20 protein-coding genes and 1 riboswitch are annotated in these 21,160 nt (G+C 69.2%); of the genes, 14 read left to right on the forward strand and 6 right to left on the reverse strand.

Annotated elements, in window-relative coordinates:
- Nucleotides 1-9: 9 nt before the first annotated feature.
- The gene (locus ACXC9Q_RS03150) at nt 10-897 is read right to left on the reverse strand and encodes a RecB family exonuclease (protein WP_457054947.1); all 888 of its coding nucleotides are present in this window, start codon (nt 895-897) and stop codon (nt 10-12) included.
- A gap of 128 nt (nt 898-1,025) precedes the next feature.
- Here ACXC9Q_RS03150 and ACXC9Q_RS03155 point away from each other — a divergent pair, with 128 nt between their 5' ends.
- The 4 genes from ACXC9Q_RS03155 to arc all read left to right on the forward strand — a co-directional run bounded on the left by ACXC9Q_RS03155 (nt 1,026) and on the right by arc (nt 5,913).
- Nucleotides 1,026-1,889 carry an intradiol ring-cleavage dioxygenase gene (locus ACXC9Q_RS03155; protein WP_457054948.1) on the forward strand — a complete coding sequence of 288 codons (864 nt, stop codon included), beginning with the start codon at nt 1,026-1,028 and terminating at the stop codon, nt 1,887-1,889.
- 48 nt (nt 1,890-1,937) lie between these two features.
- Nucleotides 1,938-3,089 (forward strand): site-2 protease family protein, encoded by a 1,152-nt coding sequence (locus ACXC9Q_RS03160; protein ID WP_457054949.1) that lies wholly within the window; start codon nt 1,938-1,940, stop codon nt 3,087-3,089.
- Between the two features lie 52 nt (nt 3,090-3,141).
- Nucleotides 3,142-4,098: a tRNA (adenine-N1)-methyltransferase gene (locus ACXC9Q_RS03165; RefSeq protein WP_329476838.1), complete on the forward strand. Its 957-nt coding sequence runs from the start codon at nt 3,142-3,144 to the stop codon at nt 4,096-4,098.
- Between the two features lie 69 nt (nt 4,099-4,167).
- Nucleotides 4,168-5,913, forward strand: a complete 1,746-nt coding sequence (gene arc / locus ACXC9Q_RS03170) for a proteasome ATPase (RefSeq protein ID WP_457054950.1) — start codon at nt 4,168-4,170, stop codon at nt 5,911-5,913.
- A 63-nt stretch (nt 5,914-5,976) separates the two neighbouring features.
- Here the strand turns inward: arc and ACXC9Q_RS03175 are convergent, their stop codons facing one another.
- A complete protein-coding gene (locus tag ACXC9Q_RS03175; protein WP_457054951.1) occupies nt 5,977-6,828 on the reverse strand; it encodes an alpha/beta fold hydrolase in 852 nt (283 codons plus the stop codon).
- 124 nt (nt 6,829-6,952) lie between these two features.
- On the opposite strand from ACXC9Q_RS03175, the gene ACXC9Q_RS03180 reads away from it, so the two are divergent.
- Nucleotides 6,953-9,781 carry an ATP-binding protein gene (locus ACXC9Q_RS03180; RefSeq protein WP_457054952.1) on the forward strand — a complete coding sequence of 943 codons (2,829 nt, stop codon included), beginning with the start codon at nt 6,953-6,955 and terminating at the stop codon, nt 9,779-9,781.
- Between the two features lie 60 nt (nt 9,782-9,841).
- Nucleotides 9,842-10,195: a hypothetical protein gene (locus ACXC9Q_RS03185; RefSeq protein ID WP_457054953.1), complete on the forward strand. Its 354-nt coding sequence runs from the start codon at nt 9,842-9,844 to the stop codon at nt 10,193-10,195.
- A 16-nt stretch (nt 10,196-10,211) separates the two neighbouring features.
- Here ACXC9Q_RS03185 and ACXC9Q_RS03190 read toward each other — a convergent pair whose 3' ends face one another.
- The 3 genes from ACXC9Q_RS03190 to ACXC9Q_RS03200 form a co-directional block, all read right to left on the reverse strand.
- Complete coding sequence (locus ACXC9Q_RS03190; protein ID WP_457054954.1) at nt 10,212-11,054, reverse strand: hypothetical protein; 843 nt, start codon at nt 11,052-11,054, stop codon at nt 10,212-10,214.
- Nucleotides 11,051-11,632, reverse strand: a complete 582-nt coding sequence (locus ACXC9Q_RS03195) for an RNA polymerase sigma factor (RefSeq protein WP_457054955.1) — start codon at nt 11,630-11,632, stop codon at nt 11,051-11,053. Before ACXC9Q_RS03195 ends, ACXC9Q_RS03190 begins: the two co-directional genes overlap by 4 nt.
- Nucleotides 11,633-11,786: 154 nt before the next feature.
- A complete protein-coding gene (locus ACXC9Q_RS03200) occupies nt 11,787-12,287 on the reverse strand; it encodes an NUDIX hydrolase (RefSeq protein ID WP_457054956.1) in 501 nt (166 codons plus the stop codon).
- Between the two features lie 73 nt (nt 12,288-12,360).
- Here ACXC9Q_RS03200 and dop point away from each other — a divergent pair, with 73 nt between their 5' ends.
- The 7 genes from dop (at nt 12,361) to ACXC9Q_RS03235 (ending at nt 19,225) form a co-directional block, all read left to right on the forward strand.
- The gene (gene dop, locus ACXC9Q_RS03205; RefSeq protein ID WP_457054957.1) at nt 12,361-13,881 is read left to right on the forward strand and encodes a depupylase/deamidase Dop; all 1,521 of its coding nucleotides are present in this window, start codon (nt 12,361-12,363) and stop codon (nt 13,879-13,881) included.
- A gap of 59 nt (nt 13,882-13,940) precedes the next feature.
- On the forward strand, nt 13,941-14,150 hold the full coding sequence (locus tag ACXC9Q_RS03210; RefSeq protein WP_344236069.1) for a ubiquitin-like protein Pup: 210 nt from the start codon (nt 13,941-13,943) through the stop codon (nt 14,148-14,150).
- Nucleotides 14,151-14,158: 8 nt separating this feature from the next.
- Nucleotides 14,159-15,001 carry a proteasome subunit beta gene (gene prcB, locus ACXC9Q_RS03215; RefSeq protein ID WP_328520637.1) on the forward strand — a complete coding sequence of 281 codons (843 nt, stop codon included), beginning with the start codon at nt 14,159-14,161 and terminating at the stop codon, nt 14,999-15,001.
- 39 nt (nt 15,002-15,040) lie between these two features.
- A complete protein-coding gene (gene prcA / locus ACXC9Q_RS03220) occupies nt 15,041-15,889 on the forward strand; it encodes a proteasome subunit alpha (RefSeq protein WP_457054958.1) in 849 nt (282 codons plus the stop codon).
- On the forward strand, nt 15,886-16,500 hold the full coding sequence (locus tag ACXC9Q_RS03225; RefSeq protein WP_457054959.1) for an NUDIX hydrolase: 615 nt from the start codon (nt 15,886-15,888) through the stop codon (nt 16,498-16,500). The genes prcA and ACXC9Q_RS03225 overlap by 4 nt, the downstream gene beginning before the upstream one ends.
- Before the next feature lie 12 nt (nt 16,501-16,512).
- Nucleotides 16,513-18,261, forward strand: coding sequence for a beta-N-acetylglucosaminidase domain-containing protein (locus ACXC9Q_RS03230; RefSeq protein WP_457054960.1), 1,749 nt, complete (start codon nt 16,513-16,515; stop codon nt 18,259-18,261).
- Nucleotides 18,262-18,350: riboswitch (ZMP/ZTP riboswitch) on the forward strand. It abuts the gene before it with no gap.
- Between the two features lie 29 nt (nt 18,351-18,379).
- Entirely contained in the window at nt 18,380-19,225 is an 846-nt protein-coding gene (locus ACXC9Q_RS03235; protein ID WP_457054961.1) for a bifunctional 5,10-methylenetetrahydrofolate dehydrogenase/5,10-methenyltetrahydrofolate cyclohydrolase, read from the forward strand.
- 1 nt (nt 19,226) lies between these two features.
- Here the strand turns inward: ACXC9Q_RS03235 and ACXC9Q_RS03240 are convergent, their stop codons facing one another.
- Nucleotides 19,227-20,102: a phytanoyl-CoA dioxygenase family protein gene (locus tag ACXC9Q_RS03240; RefSeq protein WP_457054962.1), complete on the reverse strand. Its 876-nt coding sequence runs from the start codon at nt 20,100-20,102 to the stop codon at nt 19,227-19,229.
- A 99-nt stretch (nt 20,103-20,201) separates the two neighbouring features.
- On the opposite strand from ACXC9Q_RS03240, the gene ACXC9Q_RS03245 reads away from it, so the two are divergent.
- Entirely contained in the window at nt 20,202-21,140 is a 939-nt protein-coding gene (locus ACXC9Q_RS03245; protein WP_457054963.1) for a helix-turn-helix domain-containing protein, read from the forward strand.
- The last annotated feature ends 20 nt before the right edge of the window (nt 21,141-21,160 follow it).

The raw sequence follows: 21,160 nt of genomic DNA on the forward strand, positions 1-21,160 counted from the left end.
TGGCCGGCCTCAGCCGTCGACGCCGACCAGATCCACCCCGGCGGACTCGGCGGCGACCTCCTCCACCGAGCGGGTCGGGAGGGGTGGCGGTGTGCCGCCCCAGGCGGGGCAGAGGGCCTTGTGGTCGCACCAGTCGCAAAGCGGGCCGGGGCTCGGGCGCCAGTCACCGGACTCGAGCGCCCGGGTGATCGCCGTCCACAGGGCCGAGATCTTGCGTTCGCAGGCGCGGAGGTCGGCCTCGTCGGGGACGTAGCGGACGATCTCGCCGTTGCCGAGGTAGACGAGCTGGAGCATCGCGGGCACCACGCCGCGCAGCCGCCAGAGCACCAGCGCGTAGAACTTCATCTGGAACAGGGCCTTGGCCTCGAAGAACTCCGACGGCGACCGGCCGGTCTTGTAGTCGACCACGCGGATCTCACCGGTCGGGGCGACGTCCAGGCGGTCGACGTACCCGCGCAGGACCAGGCCGGACTCCAGCGCGGTCTCGACGTACAGCTCCCGCTCGGCCGGCTCGAGAGCGTTCGGGTCTTCGAGGGTGAAGTACTTCCCGAGCAGCTGGTGCGCCTCGGCCAGCCACTTGGCCAGCTCCTCGCCGCTCGCGTCCTCGGCGAACAGCTCCGCGACCTCCGGCTCCATCTCCAGGACGTGTTGCCACTGCGGCTCGAGCATCTCGGCCGCGTGCTCCAGCGTCCGCTGACCGCGCGGCAGGTCGAACAAGCGCTCGAGCACACCGTGCACGACGGTGCCCCGGACGGCGGCGGACGACGGCTTCTCGGGCAGCCGGTCGATGACGCGGAAGCGATACTTCAGCGGGCAGCTCATGAAGTCCGCGGCCCGGGACGGCGACAACGCCCCACGGGGATGCCCATGCACATCGACTTCAGCTGCAACGCTCATACCCAAGACCCTAGGCGAGTCCATGGACACTTCGCGTGCGCACCACCCGGGTCTGTGGAAAACCTGTTCACAGCGAACTCCCAGCGGACTTTCGGAAGACCATCGGCTCGACTCGTCAGGCTGGTTGCATGACGCCACCACCGAAGCCACCCCGTGAACACGACCTGGGCCTGGAGTACGACCTGGGCACGCTGCATCGCCGACGCTTTCTCGGCCTCTTCGCGGGCGCCGGCCTTGCCGCGGTGGCCGGCTGCTCGGCGGACGACACCGGCTCGGTCACAGCCGATCCGACCACCGCCTCGACCTCGCCGACGGCGTCCACCACCTCGAGCTCGCCGACCGCCTCCACCACCTCCGGTGCGACGGACGTCGACGAGATCCCGCAAGAGACCGGTGGGCCGTACCCGGCTGACGGCTCCAACGGACCGAACGTGCTGACCGAGTCCGGCATCGTCCGCAGCGACCTCACCAAGTCCTTCGGATCCGCATCCGGCGTGGCGAGCGGCGTACCCCTCACTGTCGAGCTCACGATCCTCGACGCGGACAAGGACACCCCGCTGAACGGCGCGGCCGTCTACCTCTGGCACTGCGACGCCCAGGGCCGCTACTCGCTGTACTCCGACGGCGCCACCGATGAGAACTACCTCCGGGGCGTCCAGGCCGCGGACTCCACCGGCAAGGTCACCTTCACCACGATCTTCCCGGCGGCGTACATGGGCCGCTGGCCGCATATCCACTTCGAGGTCTACTCGAGCCTGAACGACGCGACCGCGGCCGGGAAGATCACCAGGACCTCCCAACTCGCCCTGCCCAAGGAGGCGTGCGACACGGTCTACGCCACCGACGGCTACGACGGCAGCGCCCAGAACCTGGCCCGGACATCCCTGGAGAACGACAACGTGTTCGGCGACGACGGCGGCGTACATCAGCTCGCGACGGTCACCGGAAACGCGACCGAGGGGTACGTCGCCACGCTCGGCGTCGGCGTGTGAGGTGGGTATGTAGCGTGGTGTTACCGCCGGACAAGTAGCGTTGGGTCGATGCCAGAACCGCGCGATCCCCAGAACCCCGCCCAGCCCGCCGGCCCACCGCCGGGTACCTGGGTGATCGGTCGCGTCCGCGGCATCCGGCTGACCATGCGGTTCACCTGGCTGCCGGTGGCGATGCTGCTGGCGATCGGGTTCGCCGCGATCATCGGGCAGCAGTTCCCGGACCTGGGCGGCTGGCGCTATCTGGCCGCGTTCGCGTTCGTGGTCGCGTTCACACTGTCGATCCTGGTGCACGAGCTGGCGCACGCGCTGATGGCGATGCGGTTCGGCATCCCGGTGTCCGAGATCAACCTCGGCTTCTTCGCGGCCGGCACGCACATCGAGGGCGAGCGGAAGTCACCATTCGAGGAATTCGCCGTCTCGGTGGTCGGCCCGGTTGCCTCGCTGATCGTCGGCGGGCTCGCCTATCTCGGCTCCCGCGCCTTCGACGAGGGTGTCGGGTACGTCGCGCTCTGGGAGCTCGGCATCGCGAACCTGATCGTCGGCGTCACGAACCTGCTCCCCGGGCTGCCGCTGGACGGCGGGTGGGTGCTGCGGGCGGCGGTCTGGAAGTTCACCGGCAACATGCACACCGGCACCGTCGTGGCCGCCTGGGCCGGCCGGGTGCTCGCGTTGCTGGTGCTGGCGGCCCCCGTCCTGATCGAGGAGATCTGGAACCGGCAGCCGTCGTTCATCGACTTCATCATCGCGGCCTTGGTCGGATGGTTCCTGTGGATGGGTTCCACCGCGTCGCTGATGCAGGCCCGGCTCCGGCGCAAGCTGCCCGCCCTCCAGGTCCGCACGCTGGCCCGGCGCGCGATCGCGGTCCACTCCGGTACGCCGATCTCCGAAGCGGTCCGGTTGGCCGGGGCGTCGCAGGCCGGAGCGGTTGTGGTCATCGATGGAGACGGCAAGCCGCACGCGCTGGTGTCCGAGTCCGCGGTCACCGCCGTGGCGCCGAACCAGCGCCCGTGGACCACCGTGAGCGAGGTCGCGACGCGCATCGGCGCGGGCCACATCATCGGCGTCAACGACACCGGCGAGGAGATCCTCGCCACCGTCCGCGAGCACCCCGCGTCGGAGTACCTGGTCCTGGACGCCGCCGGCGCCGTGTACGGCGTACTCGCAACCGCCGACATCGAACGGGCGTTCAGAGGTCGTTGACGGGCCGCTGAATTACTGCTCACGGGTGACTCAAAGTTAAGGTGAGCGCCTTATGGCTGACTTGCGCGACTTTCCCGACCAGGCGTTCTCCGGGGTCCATCACGGCCCGTTGCAGGCGGGGGAGTGGATCACCCTGCAGGACTCCAAGAACCGGCGGCACTCGGTGTTCCTGGAGCGCGGGAAGATCTTCCACACCACCAAGGGCGGGATCGCGCACGACGACCTGATCGACGGGCCGGACGCGGTGGTGATCAGGTCCAAGGGCGGCGTCGAGTACCTGGCGTTGCGGCCGTTGATGGCCGACTACTCGGTGTCGATGCCCCGGGGCGCCGCGGTGATCTACCCGAAGGACACCGCGCAGATCGTGACGATGGCCGACATCTTCCCGGGCGCGAAGGTGGTCGAGGCCGGGGCCGGCTCCGGCGCGCTGACCACGGCGCTGCTGCGGGCGGTCGGGATCCACGGGCAGGTCGTCTCGTTCGAGCGGCGGGAGGACTTCGCCGAGGTCGCACGAAAGAACGTGACCGGTTTCTTCGGCGGCGAGCACCCGGCCTGGCGGCTCGAGGTCGGCGATCTGGTCGAGAAGCTGAACGAGCAGGACGTGGACCGCATCGTCCTGGACATGCTGGCGCCCTGGGAGTGCGTTGACGCCGCCGCTGAGGCGCTTTCACCCGGTGGGGTGCTGTGTGCCTATGTGGCCACCACGACGCAGCTGAGCCGGTTTGTGGAGACGCTGAGGGCACACGGTGAGTTCACTGAGCCGCGCGCCTGGGAGTCGCTCGTGCGAGACTGGCATGTAGAGGGTCTCGCGGTCCGCCCGGGACACCGAATGCAAGGTCACACAGCTTTTCTGGTCACCGCCAGGCGGATGGCGCACGGGGTGCAGGCACCCCGCAAGAAGCGCCGGCCCGCACCAGGCGCGTACGGCGACGACTACGTGGGGCCGCGCCGTGCCGAGACATCCGACGACATGCCGAAGGCAACTGATTCATCCGCAACCGACACGTGATGGGATACAGCTTGCCCGGCGAGGTTTTCTGGGTAAGGTCCATAGGGTCGAGCCCCACATGGTGAGGTGATGATCGTGGCTGGAGACGAGAGTCCTACCGCGGCAGAGCTGCGTAACCAGGTCCGGTACCTGGAAGCCGAGGTCGCGGCGTTGCGACGTCGGCTGCTCGAGCACCCGGCGGACAGCCGGTCGCTCGAAAGCAGACTGTCCGAAACCCAGGCCTCCTTGGCGAGTGTCACCGCTCAGAACGAGCGGCTGGCCGACACGCTGCGGGAGGCGCGAGAGAAGATCATCGCCCTGAAGGAGGAAGTCGACCGGCTGGCCCAACCGCCGTCCGGATTCGGCACCTTCCTCGGACGCAACGAAGACGACACGCTGGACGTGTTCACCGGTGGCCGCAAGCTCCGGGTCGCGGCCAGCCCATCGGTCGACCTGGACGCGCTCAAGCTCGGCCAGGAGCTGATGCTGAACGAGGCGCTCAACGTGGTCGAGGCCTGCGAGTTCGAGGTCGTCGGCGACGTGGTGATGCTGAAGGAGCTGCTGGCCGACGGCGAGCGGGCGCTGGTGATCGCGCAGGCCGACGAGGAACGGGTCGTCCGGCTCGCCTCGCCGCTGATGGACCAGGCCCTGCGGGCCGGTGACTCGCTGTTGCTGGAGCCCCGCTCCGGCTACGTCTACGAGAAGATCCCGAAGTCCGAGGTCGAGGAGCTGATCCTCGAAGAGGTCCCGGACATCGACTACACCCAGATCGGCGGTCTGAGCGGTCAGATCGAGCAGATCCGGGACGCGGTCGAGCTGCCGTACCTGCACAAGGACCTGTTCCTGGAGCACGAGCTCAAGCCGCCGAAGGGCGTCCTGCTGTACGGCCCGCCGGGCTGTGGCAAGACGCTGATCGCGAAGGCGGTGGCGAACTCGCTGGCCAAGAAGGTCGCCGAGCGGACCGGGGTGGACGGGCAGAAGTCCTTCTTCCTGAACATCAAGGGCCCGGAGCTGCTGAACAAGTACGTCGGTGAGACCGAGCGGCACATCCGGCTGGTCTTCCAGCGGGCCCGCGAGAAGGCCTCCGAGGGCATGCCGGTGATCGTGTTCTTCGACGAGATGGACTCGCTGTTCCGTACCCGGGGCAGCGGTGTCTCCTCCGATGTCGAGAACACCATCGTCCCGCAGTTGCTGAGCGAGATCGACGGTGTCGAGGGCCTGGAGAACGTGCTGGTCATCGGTGCCTCCAACCGCGAGGACATGATCGACCCGGCGATCCTGCGGCCGGGCCGGCTGGACGTGAAGATCAAGATCGAGCGCCCCGACGCCGAGGCGGCCCGGGACATCTTCTCGAAGTACCTGACCACCACCCTGCCGCTGCACGCCGACGACCTGAGCGAGTTCGGCGGCGACAAGGCGGAGTGCGTGAACGGGATGATCCAGCGCACCGTCGAGCGGATGTACACCGAGGCCGACGAGAACCGGTTCCTCGAGGTCACCTACGCGAACGGTGACAAGGAGGTCCTGTACTTCAAGGACTTCAACTCGGGCGCGATGATCCAGAACATCGTCGACCGGGCCAAGAAGATGGCGATCAAGGCCTACCTGGACGAGAACCAGAAGGGCCTGCGGGTGCAGCACCTGCTGCAGGCGTGCGTGGACGAGTTCAAGGAGAACGAAGACCTCCCGAATACCACCAACCCGGACGACTGGGCCCGCATCTCCGGCAAGAAGGGCGAACGGATCGTCTACATCCGTACCCTCATCTCCGGCAAGCAGGGCACCGAGCCCGGCCGCTCCATCGACACCGCCACCAACACCGGTCAGTACCTGTAAGAACACCGCGAACGGCCGCCGATCAGCCCCTGAGCTGACCGGCGGCCGTTCGGCATTCCAGGCCTACCCGGCGACCCGCCGGCTGAGCGCCGCCAGCTCCCGGTTGAAGTGCTCGGGTTGCTCCAGGTGCACGGTGTGGCCGACTCCGTCGTACCAGGCGGCCTCGGCGGTCGGGCAGGTCGCCAGCACGTGTTCGGCCATCGCCGGGAGCACCACCGTGTCGGCGCGGCCGTGGGTGACCACGAGCGGCACCGTGAGGGTCCGCAGTACGTCGTCCTCGTCGATCTCGCGGGCCGCCAGGTTGGCCCGGATCCGGGCCGGGACGGTCATACTCGCCGCGAGCAACAGCTCTGTGTCGTCGGCCGTGAACGGGGTGGCCGGGAAGGCCTGGATCAGACCACGCGCACCGCGGATGTTGGCCGGCAGGTCGTCGGCGATCAGGTCGGGGAAGTTGTCCAGGAAGCCGGGGCCTATCAGAGTGCCGTACGCCGACGGACCGAGCCGGACCGCGCCACCGACGAAGTCGATCCCGCCGATCCGGTCCTCGCCGTACGCTCGCACGTAGTCGCAGATGACGAACGCGCCGTACGACCAACCCACCAGGACCGGCCGGTCGAGCTGCAACCGCTCGATGACCGCGGCGAGGTCGTCGGCCCACAGGCGGGCGTCGGTGTACTGCTCCTGGTCCAGCGGCGCCTCGGACATGCCGTGGCCGCGCAGGTCGTAAGCGACGAGCCGGAACTCGCCGGCCAGCGCGCTCTCGTACTGCTTGCGCCAGCACAGATGGCTCTGCGACAGACCGTGGATGAACACGATCGGTGGCCCGTCCGTCCGGCCCCATTCGCGCACGTGCAGGCGCAGGCCGCCACCGCCCAGCACGGTATGGACTGTCGGCTGCTCGATGACTGCTGTCATGGCCCCTCCTCGGCTCGTTCGGTCGACTCGATCGTCACCGTGCGGCGGCAAGGACGGCATCCGGAACGGGCTACGTATCCCTGCTCTGCGGCCTACGTAGTCGGTGCGGCGTGATACTGACCAGATGAAGGCTCGCGCGAGCGATGTGTTCGTCGGGCGCGCCCGTGAACTCGAGGCGCTCGCGGGCGTACTGGACGCTGCCCGGACGGGCCGTGGCGGGACCGTCCTGATCGCGGGCGACGCCGGCATCGGTAAGACCCGGCTGACGGCCGAGCTGTCCGCACGCGCCCGGGACGCCGGCTTCGAAGTCCTGCTCGGGCGCTCGATCGATCTGGTCGGCACCGAGCTGCCCTACCAGCCGTTCGCGCAGGCGCTGCGTCCGGTCGGTGACCTCCCTCGGGCGGACGGCCAGCAGTTTCGCGTCTTCGAGAACATCCTGGGTCTGCTCACGGACCGGGCAGAGTCCGCACCGGTGCTCCTCGTCCTCGAGGACCTGCACTGGGCGGACACGTCCACGCTCGATCTCGTCGTGTACCTCGCCCAGTACGTCGACGACCGGCCGGTGCTGCTGGTGGCGACGTACCGAGCGGACGAGCCGTCGTCGAGTGAGCGCATGCTCCGGCTCGCCAACGGAGTACGGCGCTCGGGATCGGCACTGCTCGTGGATCTCGGACCGCTCGACCGTGATGATCTGTCCAAACTCGTCGCGGCGTACGACGTCCCGCCACGGGCCACCGCCAACGCCGATGCGATCGTGGTCCGGTCCGAGGGCAATCCGTTCTTCGCGCAGGAACTGATCGCCGCGGCCGGCGACAGCGGTCTGCCGCGAAGCTTGCGTGAGCTCTTGCTGCAACGGGTCGACCGGCTCGATCAGCAGGCCCGGGCGGTCGTCCGGATCGCCTCGGCCGCCGGCCGGGAGGTCGGATACGCGCTGCTGCGAGCAGTCGCGCTGATGCCCGAGCAGGACGTTCGCGCGGCGCTGCGGCAGGCGGTCGAGCACGGCGTGCTGGTCGCCGAGCCGACGGCGAGCAGCTTTCTATTCCGCCATGCGCTGCTGGCGGAGGCGGTCTACGCGACTCTGCTGCCGGGTGAGCGCGAGGAGATCCACGAACGCCTCGCTGAGGAGTTGGCGCGCAGTGAAGCGGCCGCCCCGGCTGAGCTGGCACCGCACTGGGCGGCGGCGGGACGCGCCCCTGAGGCGCTGGCGGCGTCGGTCGCCGCCGCTCGCGAGGCGGTGGCCGTCGCCGGTCTCGCCGAGGCGCGCACCCATCTGGAAAGGGCCATCTCGCTGTGGCCGGCGGTGGCGAACGCGGCCGAGCTCGCCGGGTCCGATCTGGCCGGCATTTGTGCGTGGGCCGCCGAGCTCGCCAGCGAGACCGGCGAGGCGCCGCGGGCGGTCGAGCTCGCCCGGCGCGCGATCGAGCTGGTCGGAGACCGCGATCGGCGCCGCGCGGCGCTGCTGCAGATGCGGCTGGGTGAGTACCTCCACGAGATCGGCAGCGATCTGTCCGGCCTCGCGGCGCTCGAGCGCGCGGTCGAACTTGCCCGGGCCGAGCCGTTGCCGGACCGGGCGTACGTACTCGCCTCGTTCGCCGGCGGCCTGATGGTCGCCTGGCGCCACGCGGAGTCCGCGCGGCTGGCCGAACAGGCGTTGGCGCTCGCCCGTGACGCCGGTGCCGGAGAGGCTCTGGTTCGCGCGCTGACCGTGCGTGGCGCCGACCGCGTCTACCTGGGCAGGACGGAGGAGGGCCTGTCCGATCTCGGCGAGGCGCTGCGGCTGGCCGAGGAGATCGGCGACGGGATCGGGCTGGATCGGGTGTACGTCAATCTGACCGATGCCCTGACGATGCTGGGCCGGCTACGGGAGTCCGTCCAGGTCGGCCGCCAGGGTCTGGAGGCGGTCCACCGGTACGGCATCGACAGCGCCGTACTGGTCTCGAATCTGATCGAGGCGCTGCTCGCCCTGGGCGAGTGGGACGAGGCCGACGCACTGAGCACGGCCGCGTTGCGATCGACGATGGCGAGCTTCCCCTACATGCTGCTGATGCTTCGAGCCGATCTCGAGATCGGCCGCGGTGACTTCGTCGCGGCACGGGAGCACCTCGACGCCGCGCTCGAGACCCTGCGTCCGGACCGTGGGCTCGGCATCTACGACGGTTACCTGGCCGAACTCGCGCTGTGGGACCAGCGGTGGGCCGACGCCGCGGATCACACGAACGCGGCCTTGGAACGGATCGGCTCTGTCGGGGCCGCACAGCTTCGGGTTTGGTTCTGTGCAAAGGGTTTGCGGGCACAGGCAGAGCTTGCCGCGGTTGCCAGGACCCGACGCGATGCGGCCTCGGAGCGGAGCGTGCTCGACCACGCCGATGAACTGATCGCGCTCGCCCGTCGTGCTGCCGAGGACGCCGCATCGGTGACGCCGGTCGGCAGCGCCTGGTTCGGGCTGGCCGACGCCGAGTACCAGCGCGCCCGGGGCGTCGTCGATCCTGAGCTGTGGGCCGACGCCGCGGGCCGTTGGGCAGATCTCGATCGCGTACCGCTCATGGCCTACTGCCGGTGGCGCCAGGTGGAGGCCTTGGTCACGGCCGGAGCGTCCCGGGCCGAGGCGAGCATTCCCGCCCGTTCGGCCTACGAGGCTGCAGTCCGGATCGGTGCGCAGCCGTTGCGGCGCGAGCTCGAGTTGCTCGCCGAACTGGCCCGTCTGCGGCTCGCGACCCCGGCGGCCGAGGCTGAACCCGGCGACGGACTTGACGAGGTTCTCGGGCTGACAGCACGGGAGGCCGAGGTGTTGACCCTGCTGTCCCGTGGCTGCACCGACCGGGAGATCGCGGTGGCGCTGGTGATCAGCGTCCGGACGGTCGGCGTCCACGTGTCGCACATCCTGCAGAAACTCGGCGCGGCCAACCGGATCGAGGCCGCCGCGATCGCACACCGGATGTCCAGGTCCAGCTGAAGGGTGCGACCGGGGTTTCCCCTGATTACGGGGAGGTGGGGGCGGGTTTAGCTTGCTGGTATGGCGACGGATGAGGCGCGGAAGGACCTGCGTGCGGCGGTGGCCGCGCGGCAGGAACTGGGACCGGAGTACGAGGCGGAGCTGATCGACAGCTTCCTGGAGAAGCTGGATGCGCGCGCCGCTCAGGTCCCCGTCGCCGCGCCGGCCAAGCCGGTCAAGGAGAGCCGGGAGAGCGATCCGGGCGGTCTCGCGCTCGCCATCGTGTCCGTGGTCATGGGTATTCCGATCACCGCGATCGCGGCCACTCAGGAGGGCACGATCGCGGTGATCGTCTGCTGGGGTGGTCTGGTCGGGATCAACCTGGCTCGCTCGATCTCGCGGATCGCGGGCAGGCCGGACTACCGCCGGCGCTGACCCGAGCCCGGCCCGGCTACCCCTTGACGGGTACCGGTTTGCCGGCGGCGTCGAAGGCGCGGACCTCCGCCTTGAGGCGCTGGCCCACCGTGAACTTCCCGTGCGCCTGGACCTCCGTGTACGCGAAGCCGCCGTCAACGACCCCCTTGGTCCACTCACCGGCCTTGCCGTTCAACACGTACCGGGCTTCGACTCTGGCGATATCCGACCGGGCCCGGTAGATGGTCCACGCCTGCAGGGTGCCGAGGTCGTTCGTGAAGTCGGTGTCCGACCCGCCGAGCGTCACCAAGCCTCGCTCAGCCGTCGGGCGGGCGGTCCAGGCCTGATCGGCGACGATACCGACGCTGCCGACGGCGCCGAGCTTGGCGGACGGCGGCACGCGCGTCATGCAGACCCTGTATCCCAGCCTGGCGGATGCGGGATGAGAGCCCCTTGAGTTCAGGGCCACCGCCACCGACGTTGTGCTGTCCCGGGTGATGCCCCGTACGTGGCGGCTCCAGAGGATCTTGACGACGCCGCCTTTGTCCGACCGCGGAAAGGTGCAGTCGCTGAGGAGCCTGGATGCGTCGCCCCGCGGGACCGCTCCGAGATCGACGCCGATCCTGGCGGGGGCCTGCGCCTGGGTCGGGGTCTGGGACGGTGTGCCGGCGACTCCGGGATCGCTGGAAGGCCTGCCGGTGATCACGAGCGTGCCGGCGACCACGGCTGCCACGGCTGCGACGGCAACCACCGGCGCGACCCAGCGCCGGGTCGAGTGGTCTCGTCCGGGCATCGACTTGTCCATCACCCGGTTGCGGAGCTGGGACCGCTGGGACGAGGTCAACGGGGGGACGGGTGGCGGGTCGAGGCGGATGTTCATGAGAGCTCCTCGGTGAGTGCGACCCGCGTCAGCAGGTCCGGGAAACGGCGACGGGTGCGGTGGAGCCGCGCCTTGACGGTTCCGACCGGTACGCCGAGCGCGTCCGCGGCCTCGGCCATCGTGAGGCCGGACCAGACAACGAGCTCGAGAGTCTCCCGTTCGTGCCGGGGAAGTTTGGCCACGGCACGACGGACGGCAGACATGCGGCGCTCGTCGTCCAGCCGGCGGGCGACCTCTGGGGCGTGATCGCCGTCGGGCGCAGGGTCAGGCAGACGATCCAGCAGTCTGCGCAGCCGGCTCGCCGTACGGAAGAGGGTCCGGCACTCGTTGCCGGCCACCATCAGCAGCCAGCCGCGGGCGCTGGGCCCGGTCAGTGGGCCTGGTGGGTTGCGCTGGAATCGCCGCCAAGTGCTCAGGAACGTCGCTTGGACCACGTCCTCGGCAGTACTCCAGGAGGCGGTCCGCCGGAACGCGAAGGCGTGCACGTCGTCCGCGTAGCGGTCGAAGAGCTCGCCCAGCGCGAAGTGGTCGCCGGTGCGCAACCGCTCCCAAAGCTCCGGATCGGATCCCGTAGCCATGACCGGCTCCGTATCGTCAGTCAGGATGATCTTCACACCGGGTAATGACCGGAGACCGACCCGATGGTTGCATCAGAGCGAGGCCAGGATGTCGTCGAGTCCGCGAACCACGGGCCTTCGATCCAGGCGTGGGTGTCCCAGCCCTGCGGGATCGTCACACCAGGGTCCGGACCAGCGGGCCGAGCAGGGCGGCGGTGTCGGGCATGAAGGACCAGGTGGGGTCGTCCAGCTTGGCGACGAGGTCGGCCGGGGACATCCACGCGCCCCACTCGACCTCCTCCGGCTGGTGCTTCACGGGGCCGTCCCAGACGCAGCTGTACAGGTACGCGCGGTAGCGGGTGTGCTCGTCGGCATAGTCGCCCTCCGGCAATCGCACCAGCTCGGCACCGGTGATCCCGAGCTCCTCGGCCAGCTCTCGGACCACGGCGTCGTACGGGTCCTCGCCGGCCGCGACGACACCCCCGGCGGCGAAGTCGTACCGGCCCGGGTAGACGTCCTTGGTCGGCGTACGACGGTGCACGTAGATGTCGCCGGCCGGATTCCGGACGAGTACGCCGGTGGCCGCGTGGCGCAGATTGTCCCGGCGCATGACCGAGCGGGGTGCCGATCCGGCGACCCGGTTGTCTTCGTCCAGGATCGCCACCAATTCGTCCACGGACGCAGTTTCACACGTAACCCTGTGGACACAGCAACACCTTTAGGCGGCCGCACCGCGTAGGCTCGTTCGCATGAGTGTTCGGCGGATCATGGGAACCGAGACGGAGTTCGGCATCTCGGTGCCCGGCCAGCCCGGGGCCAACCCGATGCTGACCTCGAGCCAGGTGGTGAACGGTTACGCCCAGACGCAGCCGCTCGCGCGGAAGACCCGGTGGGACTTCGACGAGGAGCACCCGCTGCGGGACGCGCGCGGCTTCGACCTCAGCCGGGAGGTGGCCGATTCCAGCCAGCTCACCGACGAGGAGACCGGCCTGGCGAACGTGATCCTCACCAACGGCGCCCGGCTGTACGTCGACCACGCCCACCCGGAGTACTCCGCCCCCGAGTGCACCAACCCGCGCGACGTCGTGGTCTGGGACAAGGCCGGCGAGCTGGTGATCATGGAAGGCGCCCGGCAGGCCCGCCAGATCCCCGGCGCCCCGCCGCTGAACCTGTACAAGAACAACACCGACAACAAGGGCGCGTCGTACGGCTCGCACGAGAACTACCTGATGCGCCGGTCCACGCCGTTCGCGTCGATCGTGCGGCACCTGACGCCGTTCTTCGTGAGCCGTCAGGTGGTCACCGGCGCCGGCCGTGTCGGCATCGGCCAGGACGGCGCCGCCCACGGCTTCCAGATCAGCCAGCGCGCCGACTACTTCGAGGTCGAGGTCGGGCTGGAGACGACGCTGAAGCGGCCGATCATCAACACCCGCGACGAGCCGCACGCGAATCCGGACCGCTACCGCCGCCTGCATGTGATCATCGGCGACGCGAACCTGTCCGAGATCTCGACGTACCTGAAGGTCGGGACGACGTCGCTGGTGCTGTCGATGATCGAGGACGGCTGGCTGACCGACGACCTCGGCGTGGACCGCCCGGTCAGCGCGCTGCACGAGGTCAGCCACGACCCGACCTGCACGCACCTGCTGACGCTCAAGGACGGCCGCAAGCTGACCGCGGTCCAGTTGCAGACGGAGTACCTCGAGCAGGCCCGCAAGTACGTCGAGGACAAGTACGGCGACGACGCGGACCGGCAGACCAAGGACGTGCTGCACCGCTGGGAGCAGGTGCTCGACCAGCTCGCCACCGACCCGATGAGGCTGGCCGACCAGCTCGACTGGGTGGCGAAGTACAAACTGCTCCAGTCGTACCGCGACCGCGACGGCCTGGACTGGGACGACTCGAAACTCCATCTCGTCGACCTGCAGTACGCCGACCTGCGCCCGGACAAGGGGCTTTACTACAAGTTGGTGAAGGCCGGCCGGATGCAGCGGCTGGTGTCCGACGAGGAGATCCGGATGGCGGTCTCGCACCCGCCGACCGATACCCGGGCGTACTTCCGCGGCCGCTGCATGCAGCAGTACGCGCCGCAGGTGGCGGCCGCCTCCTGGGACTCGGTGATCTTCGATCTGCCGGGCAAGGAGTCGCTGCAGCGGATCCCGACGCTGGACCCGCTGCGGGGCACGAAAGCGCATGTCGGGGCACTTCTTGACCAATGCGACACCGCGAGTGACCTGGTTCGCACCATCACTGGGGGTGCTGCCGGGTAGGGTCGCTGTAGAAGGGTCGGTTGGGCGGCCTTTCCAGCGGTTCTAGGAGGTGTGTGGCCATGGCGAAGGACGGCGGTCAGCAGCACAAGCAGCCGAAGCGTTCGTCGACCGAGGAAGAGGTCGAGCAGGTCGAGGCGTCGGAGGACGTCCAGGAGCGTAAGGAGCGGCTCGACGACGACGTCGACTCGATCCTGGACGAGATCGACGAGGTCCTCGAAGAGAACGCCGAGGAGTTCGTCCGCGGATTCGTGCAAAAGGGTGGGGAGTGAACCGCTCGATGACTTTTGATGCCTCCGGCCGGTTGCCGGAAGCCTTCCTGATCCCAGGTGGCTCGTCGTTCATGGACTTCCTGGCCGGGCACGCGCCCGACCTGTTGCCGGGACGGCGCAGCCTGGGGTCGGCCGACTTCTCCCAGGACGTCCCGCACGGTACGACGATCGTCGCGGCCACCTTCCCCGGTGGCGTGGTGATGGCCGGCGACCGGCGGGCCACGATGGGCAACATCATCGCCCAGCGTGACATCGAGAAGGTGTTCCCCGCCGACGAGTACTCCGCGGTCGCGTTCGCGGGCACCGCCGGCTTCGGGATCGAGATGGTCCGGCTGTTCCAGGTGGAGCTGGAGCACTACGAGAAGCTCGAGGGCGCCACCCTCAGCCTGGACGGCAAGGCCAACCGGCTGAGCGCGCTGATCCGGGGCAACCTCTCGATGGCGCTCCAGGGCCTGACCGTGGTGCCGCTGTTCGCGGGCTACGACCCGGACATCAAGGGCGGCCGGATCTTCTCCTACGACCCGACCGGCGGGCGCTACGAGGAGCACCACTTCCACAGCGTCGGCTCGGGCTCGGTGTTCGCCCGCGGCGCGCTGAAGAAGCTCTACCGCGAGGACAGCTCGGTGACCGACTGCGTCACGGCCGTGATCCAGTCCCTGATCGACGCCGCCGACGACGACTCGGCGACCGGCGGTCCGGACATGCTGCGGCGGATCTTCCCGGTGGTCGGCGTGGTCACCGCGGACGGCTACCGGCGGATGCCGGAGGACGAGGTCGCCGCGATCGTCGACGCGGCCTGGGCCGAGCGCCACAACCGTCCCGACGGCCCGGCCTCGGCGTCCCTGACCTGACCTTGATCCCCATCGACTGATTAGAGGACGACACCTTCGATGAGCGTTCCGTTCTACGTCTCGCCCGAGCAGCTGATGCGGGACCGGGCCGACTTCGCCCGCAAGGGCATCGCCAAGGGCCGCAGCGCGATTGCCCTGCAGTACGCCGACGGCATCCTGTTCGTCGCGGAGAACCGCTCGCCCGCGCTGCACAAGGTGGCCGAGATCTACGACCGGATGGCGTTCGCCGCCGTCGGCCGGTACAACGAGTTCGAGAACCTGCGGATCGCCGGCGTCCGGCTGGCCGACATGCGGGGGTACTCCTACGACCGGCGCGACGTCACCGGCCGCGCGCTGGCCAACGCGTACGCGCAGACCCTCGGCGCGATCTTCTCCTCCGGCGGTGAGAAGCCGCTCGAGGTGGAGATCCTGGTCGCCGAGGTCGGCGTCAGCACGGCCGAGGACCAGATCTACCGGCTCACCTACGACGGCTCGATCGCGGACGTCCGCGGGTACGCCGTGATGGGTGGACCGGCTGAGCAGGTCGCGGACTACGTCGGCGAGCACTTCAAGGAGGGCATCTCGCTGGCCGGCGCGCTCCGGCTGGCCGTGGATGCGCTCAGCCACGACGGCACCGAGGTCCGCCAGCTGACCCCGGACCAGATCGAGGTTGCCGTCCTGGACCGGACCCGGACGCAGGTGCGCAAGTTCAAGCGGATCTCCGAGGAGACGCTGGCGCGCATCCTGTCCGAGTCCAGCCCGGACGAGACTCCGACCGAACCCGTCGAGGCAAAGCCCGCTGAGGACGCCACGCCGGCTTCCTCGGCCGACGACACCCCGGTCGCGCCGGCGGACGACGACGTACCTATCGCGCCGCCTGAGGAGCCGGACGACAACCGGCCGCTGTGAGCGAGTCAGCTGAAGGTTCAGCCGCCGCGGACTCCGCGGCGGCTGAGCTGTCTCGTCCCGGCGACCCGGAGCCGTGGGAGTTGCTCGGCGAGGAGCCGGGGTTCCACCGGTTCCTGACCGTGAACCTTCGGCGCTACCGGCTGCCGGACGGGCGCGTGGTGGAGTGGGACGTGTTCGGCCCGAAGTCCGCGGAGGGCATCACGGCGGGCATCACTGTCCTGCCGCTGACCCCCGAGGGCCGGATCGTGACCGTCCGGATGTTCCGGGCCGGACCGGATCGAATCGTCACGAACCTTCCCGGCGGGCTGGTCGAGCCAGGGGAGGACCCGGCGCTGGCCGGTGCCCGCGAACTCGAGGAGGAGACCGGGTACACCTGCGAGTCGCTCGACCTGGTCGGCTGGCAGTGGTCGTCCGCGTCCTCGATCTATCGCAAGTACGTCGCGATCGCGCGCGGCTGCCGTCCCGACGGGAAGCAGGCGCTGGACGAGACGGAGGACTGTGTCCCGGTCGAGCTGACAGTGGACGCGTTCCGCACCGAGCTCCGGACTCCGGGCGCGATGACGGGAATCGATGCCGCGTACCTCGCTCTCGACCACGCCGGACTTCTCTGAAAGCTTGGGATCGTGACCCCAGAACCGCAGCAGACCACCCGCCGCGACGACGGCTTCGACCTCGGCGACACGATCGGGCTGGTGCACGGTCCGACCACTGACCCGGACGCCGAGCGCGTCGTCCGCGAGACGCTGACGCGCGCCGGCGTACAGACCATCATCGACGGAGAAGCGGCCGTCACGATCCGGTTGGGCGGAGGCGGCCTCGAAGTACGGCCCGCTGAAGGGCTGCCGGCCGAGGGGTACGTCGTTGCCGTCGGGAGCAATCAGGTCGTGCTCGAGGGCGTCGACGGGCGCGGCACCTTCTATGCCGCGCAGACCTTCGCACAGCTTGTCCAGGGCAACCACCTGGACGGCGTCGAGATCCGCGACTGGCCGACGATGCGGTACCGCGGCTCCATCGAAGGCTTCTACGGCACGCCGTGGTCGCACGCCGACCGGCTCGATCACCTTGATTACCTCGGCGCGCACCGGATGAACACGTACCAGTACGCCCCGAAGGACGACCTGTACCACCGCGAGCAGTGGCGTGACCCGTACCCGGCCGACAAGCTGGCCGAGCTCGGCGAGCTGATCGAGCGCTCGCTGCGGAACAAGGTCGACTTTACCTTCGCGCTCTCACCCGGCCTCTCGATCCGCTACACCGACGACGCCGAATTCCAGGCGCTGATCGCCAAGTTCGAGGCGCTCTACGAGCTCGGCGTCCGGGCGTTCAATGTCCCGCTGGACGACATCGAGTACGAGAAGTGGCACAGCGCCGAGGACGAGGAGATGTACGGCGCCGGTGGTGGCGGGGCCGGGCGGGCGCAGAGCGACCTGCTGAACCGGATCCAGCGCGAGTGGGTGGCGACCAAGCCGGATCTCGCCCCGCTGCAGATGGTGCCGACCGAGTACTACGACGTGACCGAGTCGCCGTACAAGCAGGCGCTCCGGGAGCAGCTGGACAGTGCGGTCGTCGTGCACTGGACCGGGATCGGTGTCGTCCCGCACTCGATCACGAGCGCACAAGCGGCCGAGGCGAAGGCGGTGTTCGGGCACGACATCCTGATCTGGGACAACTACCCGGTCAACGACTACGCGCACGGCCGGATCCTGCTCGCGGACTACAGCAACCGCGAGCCAGGCCTGGCCGACCAGGTCGTTGGCGTGATCTCGAACCCGATGAACCAGGCCGGGGCCAGCAAGATTGCGCTCTACTCGTTCGCGGAGTTCGGCTGGAACCCGGCGACGTACGACCAGCAGGCGTCCTGGCGTCGCGCGATCGCCGAGCGGGCCTCCGGCGATCCGGAGACGATCGCGGCGCTCGAGGTCTTCGCCGACCTGACGACGTACGACGGGAAGCTGCACCTGGCGAACGCGCCGGTGCTGGCCGCGAAGATCGCCGAGTTCTGGGCGACCTGGGAGGGCGGCGACCTGGCCGGCGCGATCGCGGAGCTCGAGCCGTACTTCGAGGCGATCGAGAACGCTCCGGCGCAGATCCGCGCCGGTGTGTCCGACCCGTCCTTCGCCGACGAGACCGATGCCTGGCTCGACGCGAGCTTCTACTGGGGTCAGGCGCTCCGCGAGGCCCTCCGCGTCCTCGAAGCAGGAGCCGAGGGCAACAGCTCGGACGTCGCCACCAGCCGGGCCCAGATCAACCACCTGGTCACCCAGGCCGAGGAGATCCGCGACATCCGCCTCCCGCACTCCCAGACCTACCCCCGCATCGGCGACGGCGTCGCCGACACGTTCATCGCCGAGGTGACCGCCCGGGTATCCTGACCGGTGGGCCGCGACTGGCGTTGAGGTGGGGAACCACCGGGGAACGGCCTGCCGGAAATCCGGCTGCGCCGCGCGCCTGGGCATCTGACCTGTTGTCGACGCCCGAAGGAGTGCGCGCATGACCACTGCAGAACTGATGACCGGGACCGACCTCGCCGCGGAGATCGTGGCTCAGGCGGCCGCCAGGGCGAAGGCTCTGGAGGAGAAGACCGGCGTGCAGCCGTGTCTGGCGACGGTGCTGGTGGGCGATGACCCCGCGTCGGCGACGTACGTGCGGATGAAGCAGAACCGGTCGAAGAAGGCCGGCATCGCGTCGCGGAGCGTCGTACTCCCCGCGGAGACGACCACCGGCGAACTGGTCGCCGAGATTCACAAGCTCTCCAGCGACCCGGCGGTGCACGGGATCCTGCTGCAGCATCCGGTGCCGGCGCAGATCGACGAGCGGGCCGCGTTCGAGGCGATCGATCCGGCCAAGGACGTCGACGGCGTGACGATGCGGTCGTTCGCCGCGATGGCGTTCGGGGATCCCGGGTTCCGGTCCGCGACGCCCGGCGGGATCATACGCCTGCTGGAGGCGTACGACGTACCGATCGCCGGGGCGCACGCGGTCGTGATCGGCCGCAGCCCGATTCTCGGCAAGCCGGTCGGGATGTTGCTGCTGGCATCGAACGCGACCGTCACCTACACGCACTCGCGGACCGTCGGCCTGCCGGAGATCGTCCGGACCGCGGACATCGTGGTGGCGGCGGTCGGCAAACCGGACTTCGTCCGCGGCGACTGGCTGAAGCCGGGAGCGGTCGTGGTCGACGCCGGATACAACGAGGGCAACATCGGCGACGTGCACTTCGAGGAGGCGGCCCAGGTCGCCCGCCTGATCACGCCGGTCCCGGGCGGCGTCGGACCGATGACGATCGCCCTCCTGCTGGAGCAGGCCGTCGACGCCGCCGAGGCTCAGGCGGGCTGAGTCAGCGGTCGCACCCGCCGTCCTTGTCCCGGCGGGAGTGCGGGCGAGCGAGATCGTCGATGCCCTTGTAGGCGTACGGATCGGTCCCGGCCACCATCACGATGTCGCGGTAGTCGTGCTTGCCGACGTGGACTCCAGGTGGCACGGACTGCCAGGGGAGCAGCGACTCCGCGCTCATGTAGTGGTTGGCCAGCGCCCGGCGGAGGCCGTGCCGGCCGGTGTTCGGCAGTGATCGGTGCAGCAGATAGCCGTTGAAGATCACCGCCGAACCCGCGGGCACCTCGACCGGGACGGCGTCGTCGTCGGTGTACGGGAAGTCGAACGCCTCCACCGTGCAGTCGAAGCGGAGATCGTCCTGCTCCCGGTCGGGGTAGATGACACCGCGGCGGTGGGAGCCCGGCAGAACCCACAGGCAGCCGTTCTCCACGGTGGCATCGTCGAGCGCGATCCACACCGCGGTCAGCGAGCGGTCCCTGGTCGGGATGAAGAACTCGTCCTGGTGCCATGCCTGGCCCGGCTTCCCCTCGGGCTTGATGAACAGCATCGATTGCATGGCCTTGACGTTCGGCCCGATCACCGCGGTCAGCGCCGCGACCACCCGTGGCGCCCGCAACGCCGCGAGCGCCACGTCGGACACCTTGTGCGGCTGGTGGATGCACAGGTACTTGCGCAGGACGTCCGCGGTCGGCTCGGCGGCCGGACCTCCGTCGATGACGCCGAGGTCACCGCGGCAGAGAGCCTCGGCCGCGGCATGGAGCGCGGTGACCTGGTCAGGCGACACAGCCTGATCGAGGACGACGAAGCCGTCCCGCCGGAAGGACTCGACCAACTCGTCGGTGACCTCGGCGAAGCTCGGTACGGCGGTGACAGGCTGCATCTGATGCTCCATCCGGCCTCGGGGGCGATGACCGGCTTCACGGTCTCAGAGCAGACCAGGCCCGGCCAATGTCGCGCGCGTGCGGATTACTATCTGTTCGTGACATCGCAACCCCCGGTGATCAGCGTGAACTCCGTGGTCCAGGTCGCGGACTATCCGCCCGGGGCGACCTATGGCCCACGCACGCTGCCGAACTACGAACTGCTGTGGATCCTGAGCGGTTCGGCGCGGTGGCGGACCGACGTGTACGACGATGCCGGCGTCCGGCAGGCGACCGTGGAGGAGGACCTTCGCCCGGGCACGGTGGCATTGGCTCGGCGCGGGAACCGGGATGCTTATATCTGGGACTGCGATCGCTCGTCGCGACACGCGTACGTGCACTTCCAGATCGAGGACTTCGGCGGACTCGGCGATCCGTCGAGTTGGCCGTCGGTGCGATCCCGGTCCGATCCGAGCCTGCTGGACGGGCTGTGCACCTACCTGCTGGACCTTGCCGGCGTACCGTCATCGTCGGTCCGGGGACATAGCGACCGGCTTGTGGCGACGATGCTGGAGGTCTTCCTCAGCGCTCCGGCCGGCCAGTCGCGCGAGGAGCTGCCGGATGCTGTCCGGCGCCTGGTCGACCATGTCGCGACCGTGTGGGCGAGGAGCGGCCCGCGAATCATCTCCGTCCCGGAGCTGGCCGCCGCGGCGAATCTGTCGGCTGGACACCTGCACCGGCTCTTCCGGGAGCGGTACGCCTGCGGACCGGCGTACGCCCTGGATCTGATCCGGCTGGCCCGGGCTGCGACCGCGCTCCTGCGCACCAACGCGACGATCGCGGAGATCGCGTCCGACTGTGGCTACAGCAATCCGTACCACTTCTCCCGCCGATTCTCCGCCGCGTACGGCCAACCGCCGGGATCGTTCCGCCGTCGTCGGCAACTGACTGATCCGCTCGCACCGGTCCGGGACGCCGGGCTGCTTCCGGTGGCCCGGAGGCTGCTCGAGGCGGCACTATCCGAGACGGCTGTCCACTCTCTGACCACTCTGCTCTAGGGTTGGAGACAGACGACCAA

Source organism: Kribbella sp. CWNU-51, assembly GCF_054073265.1.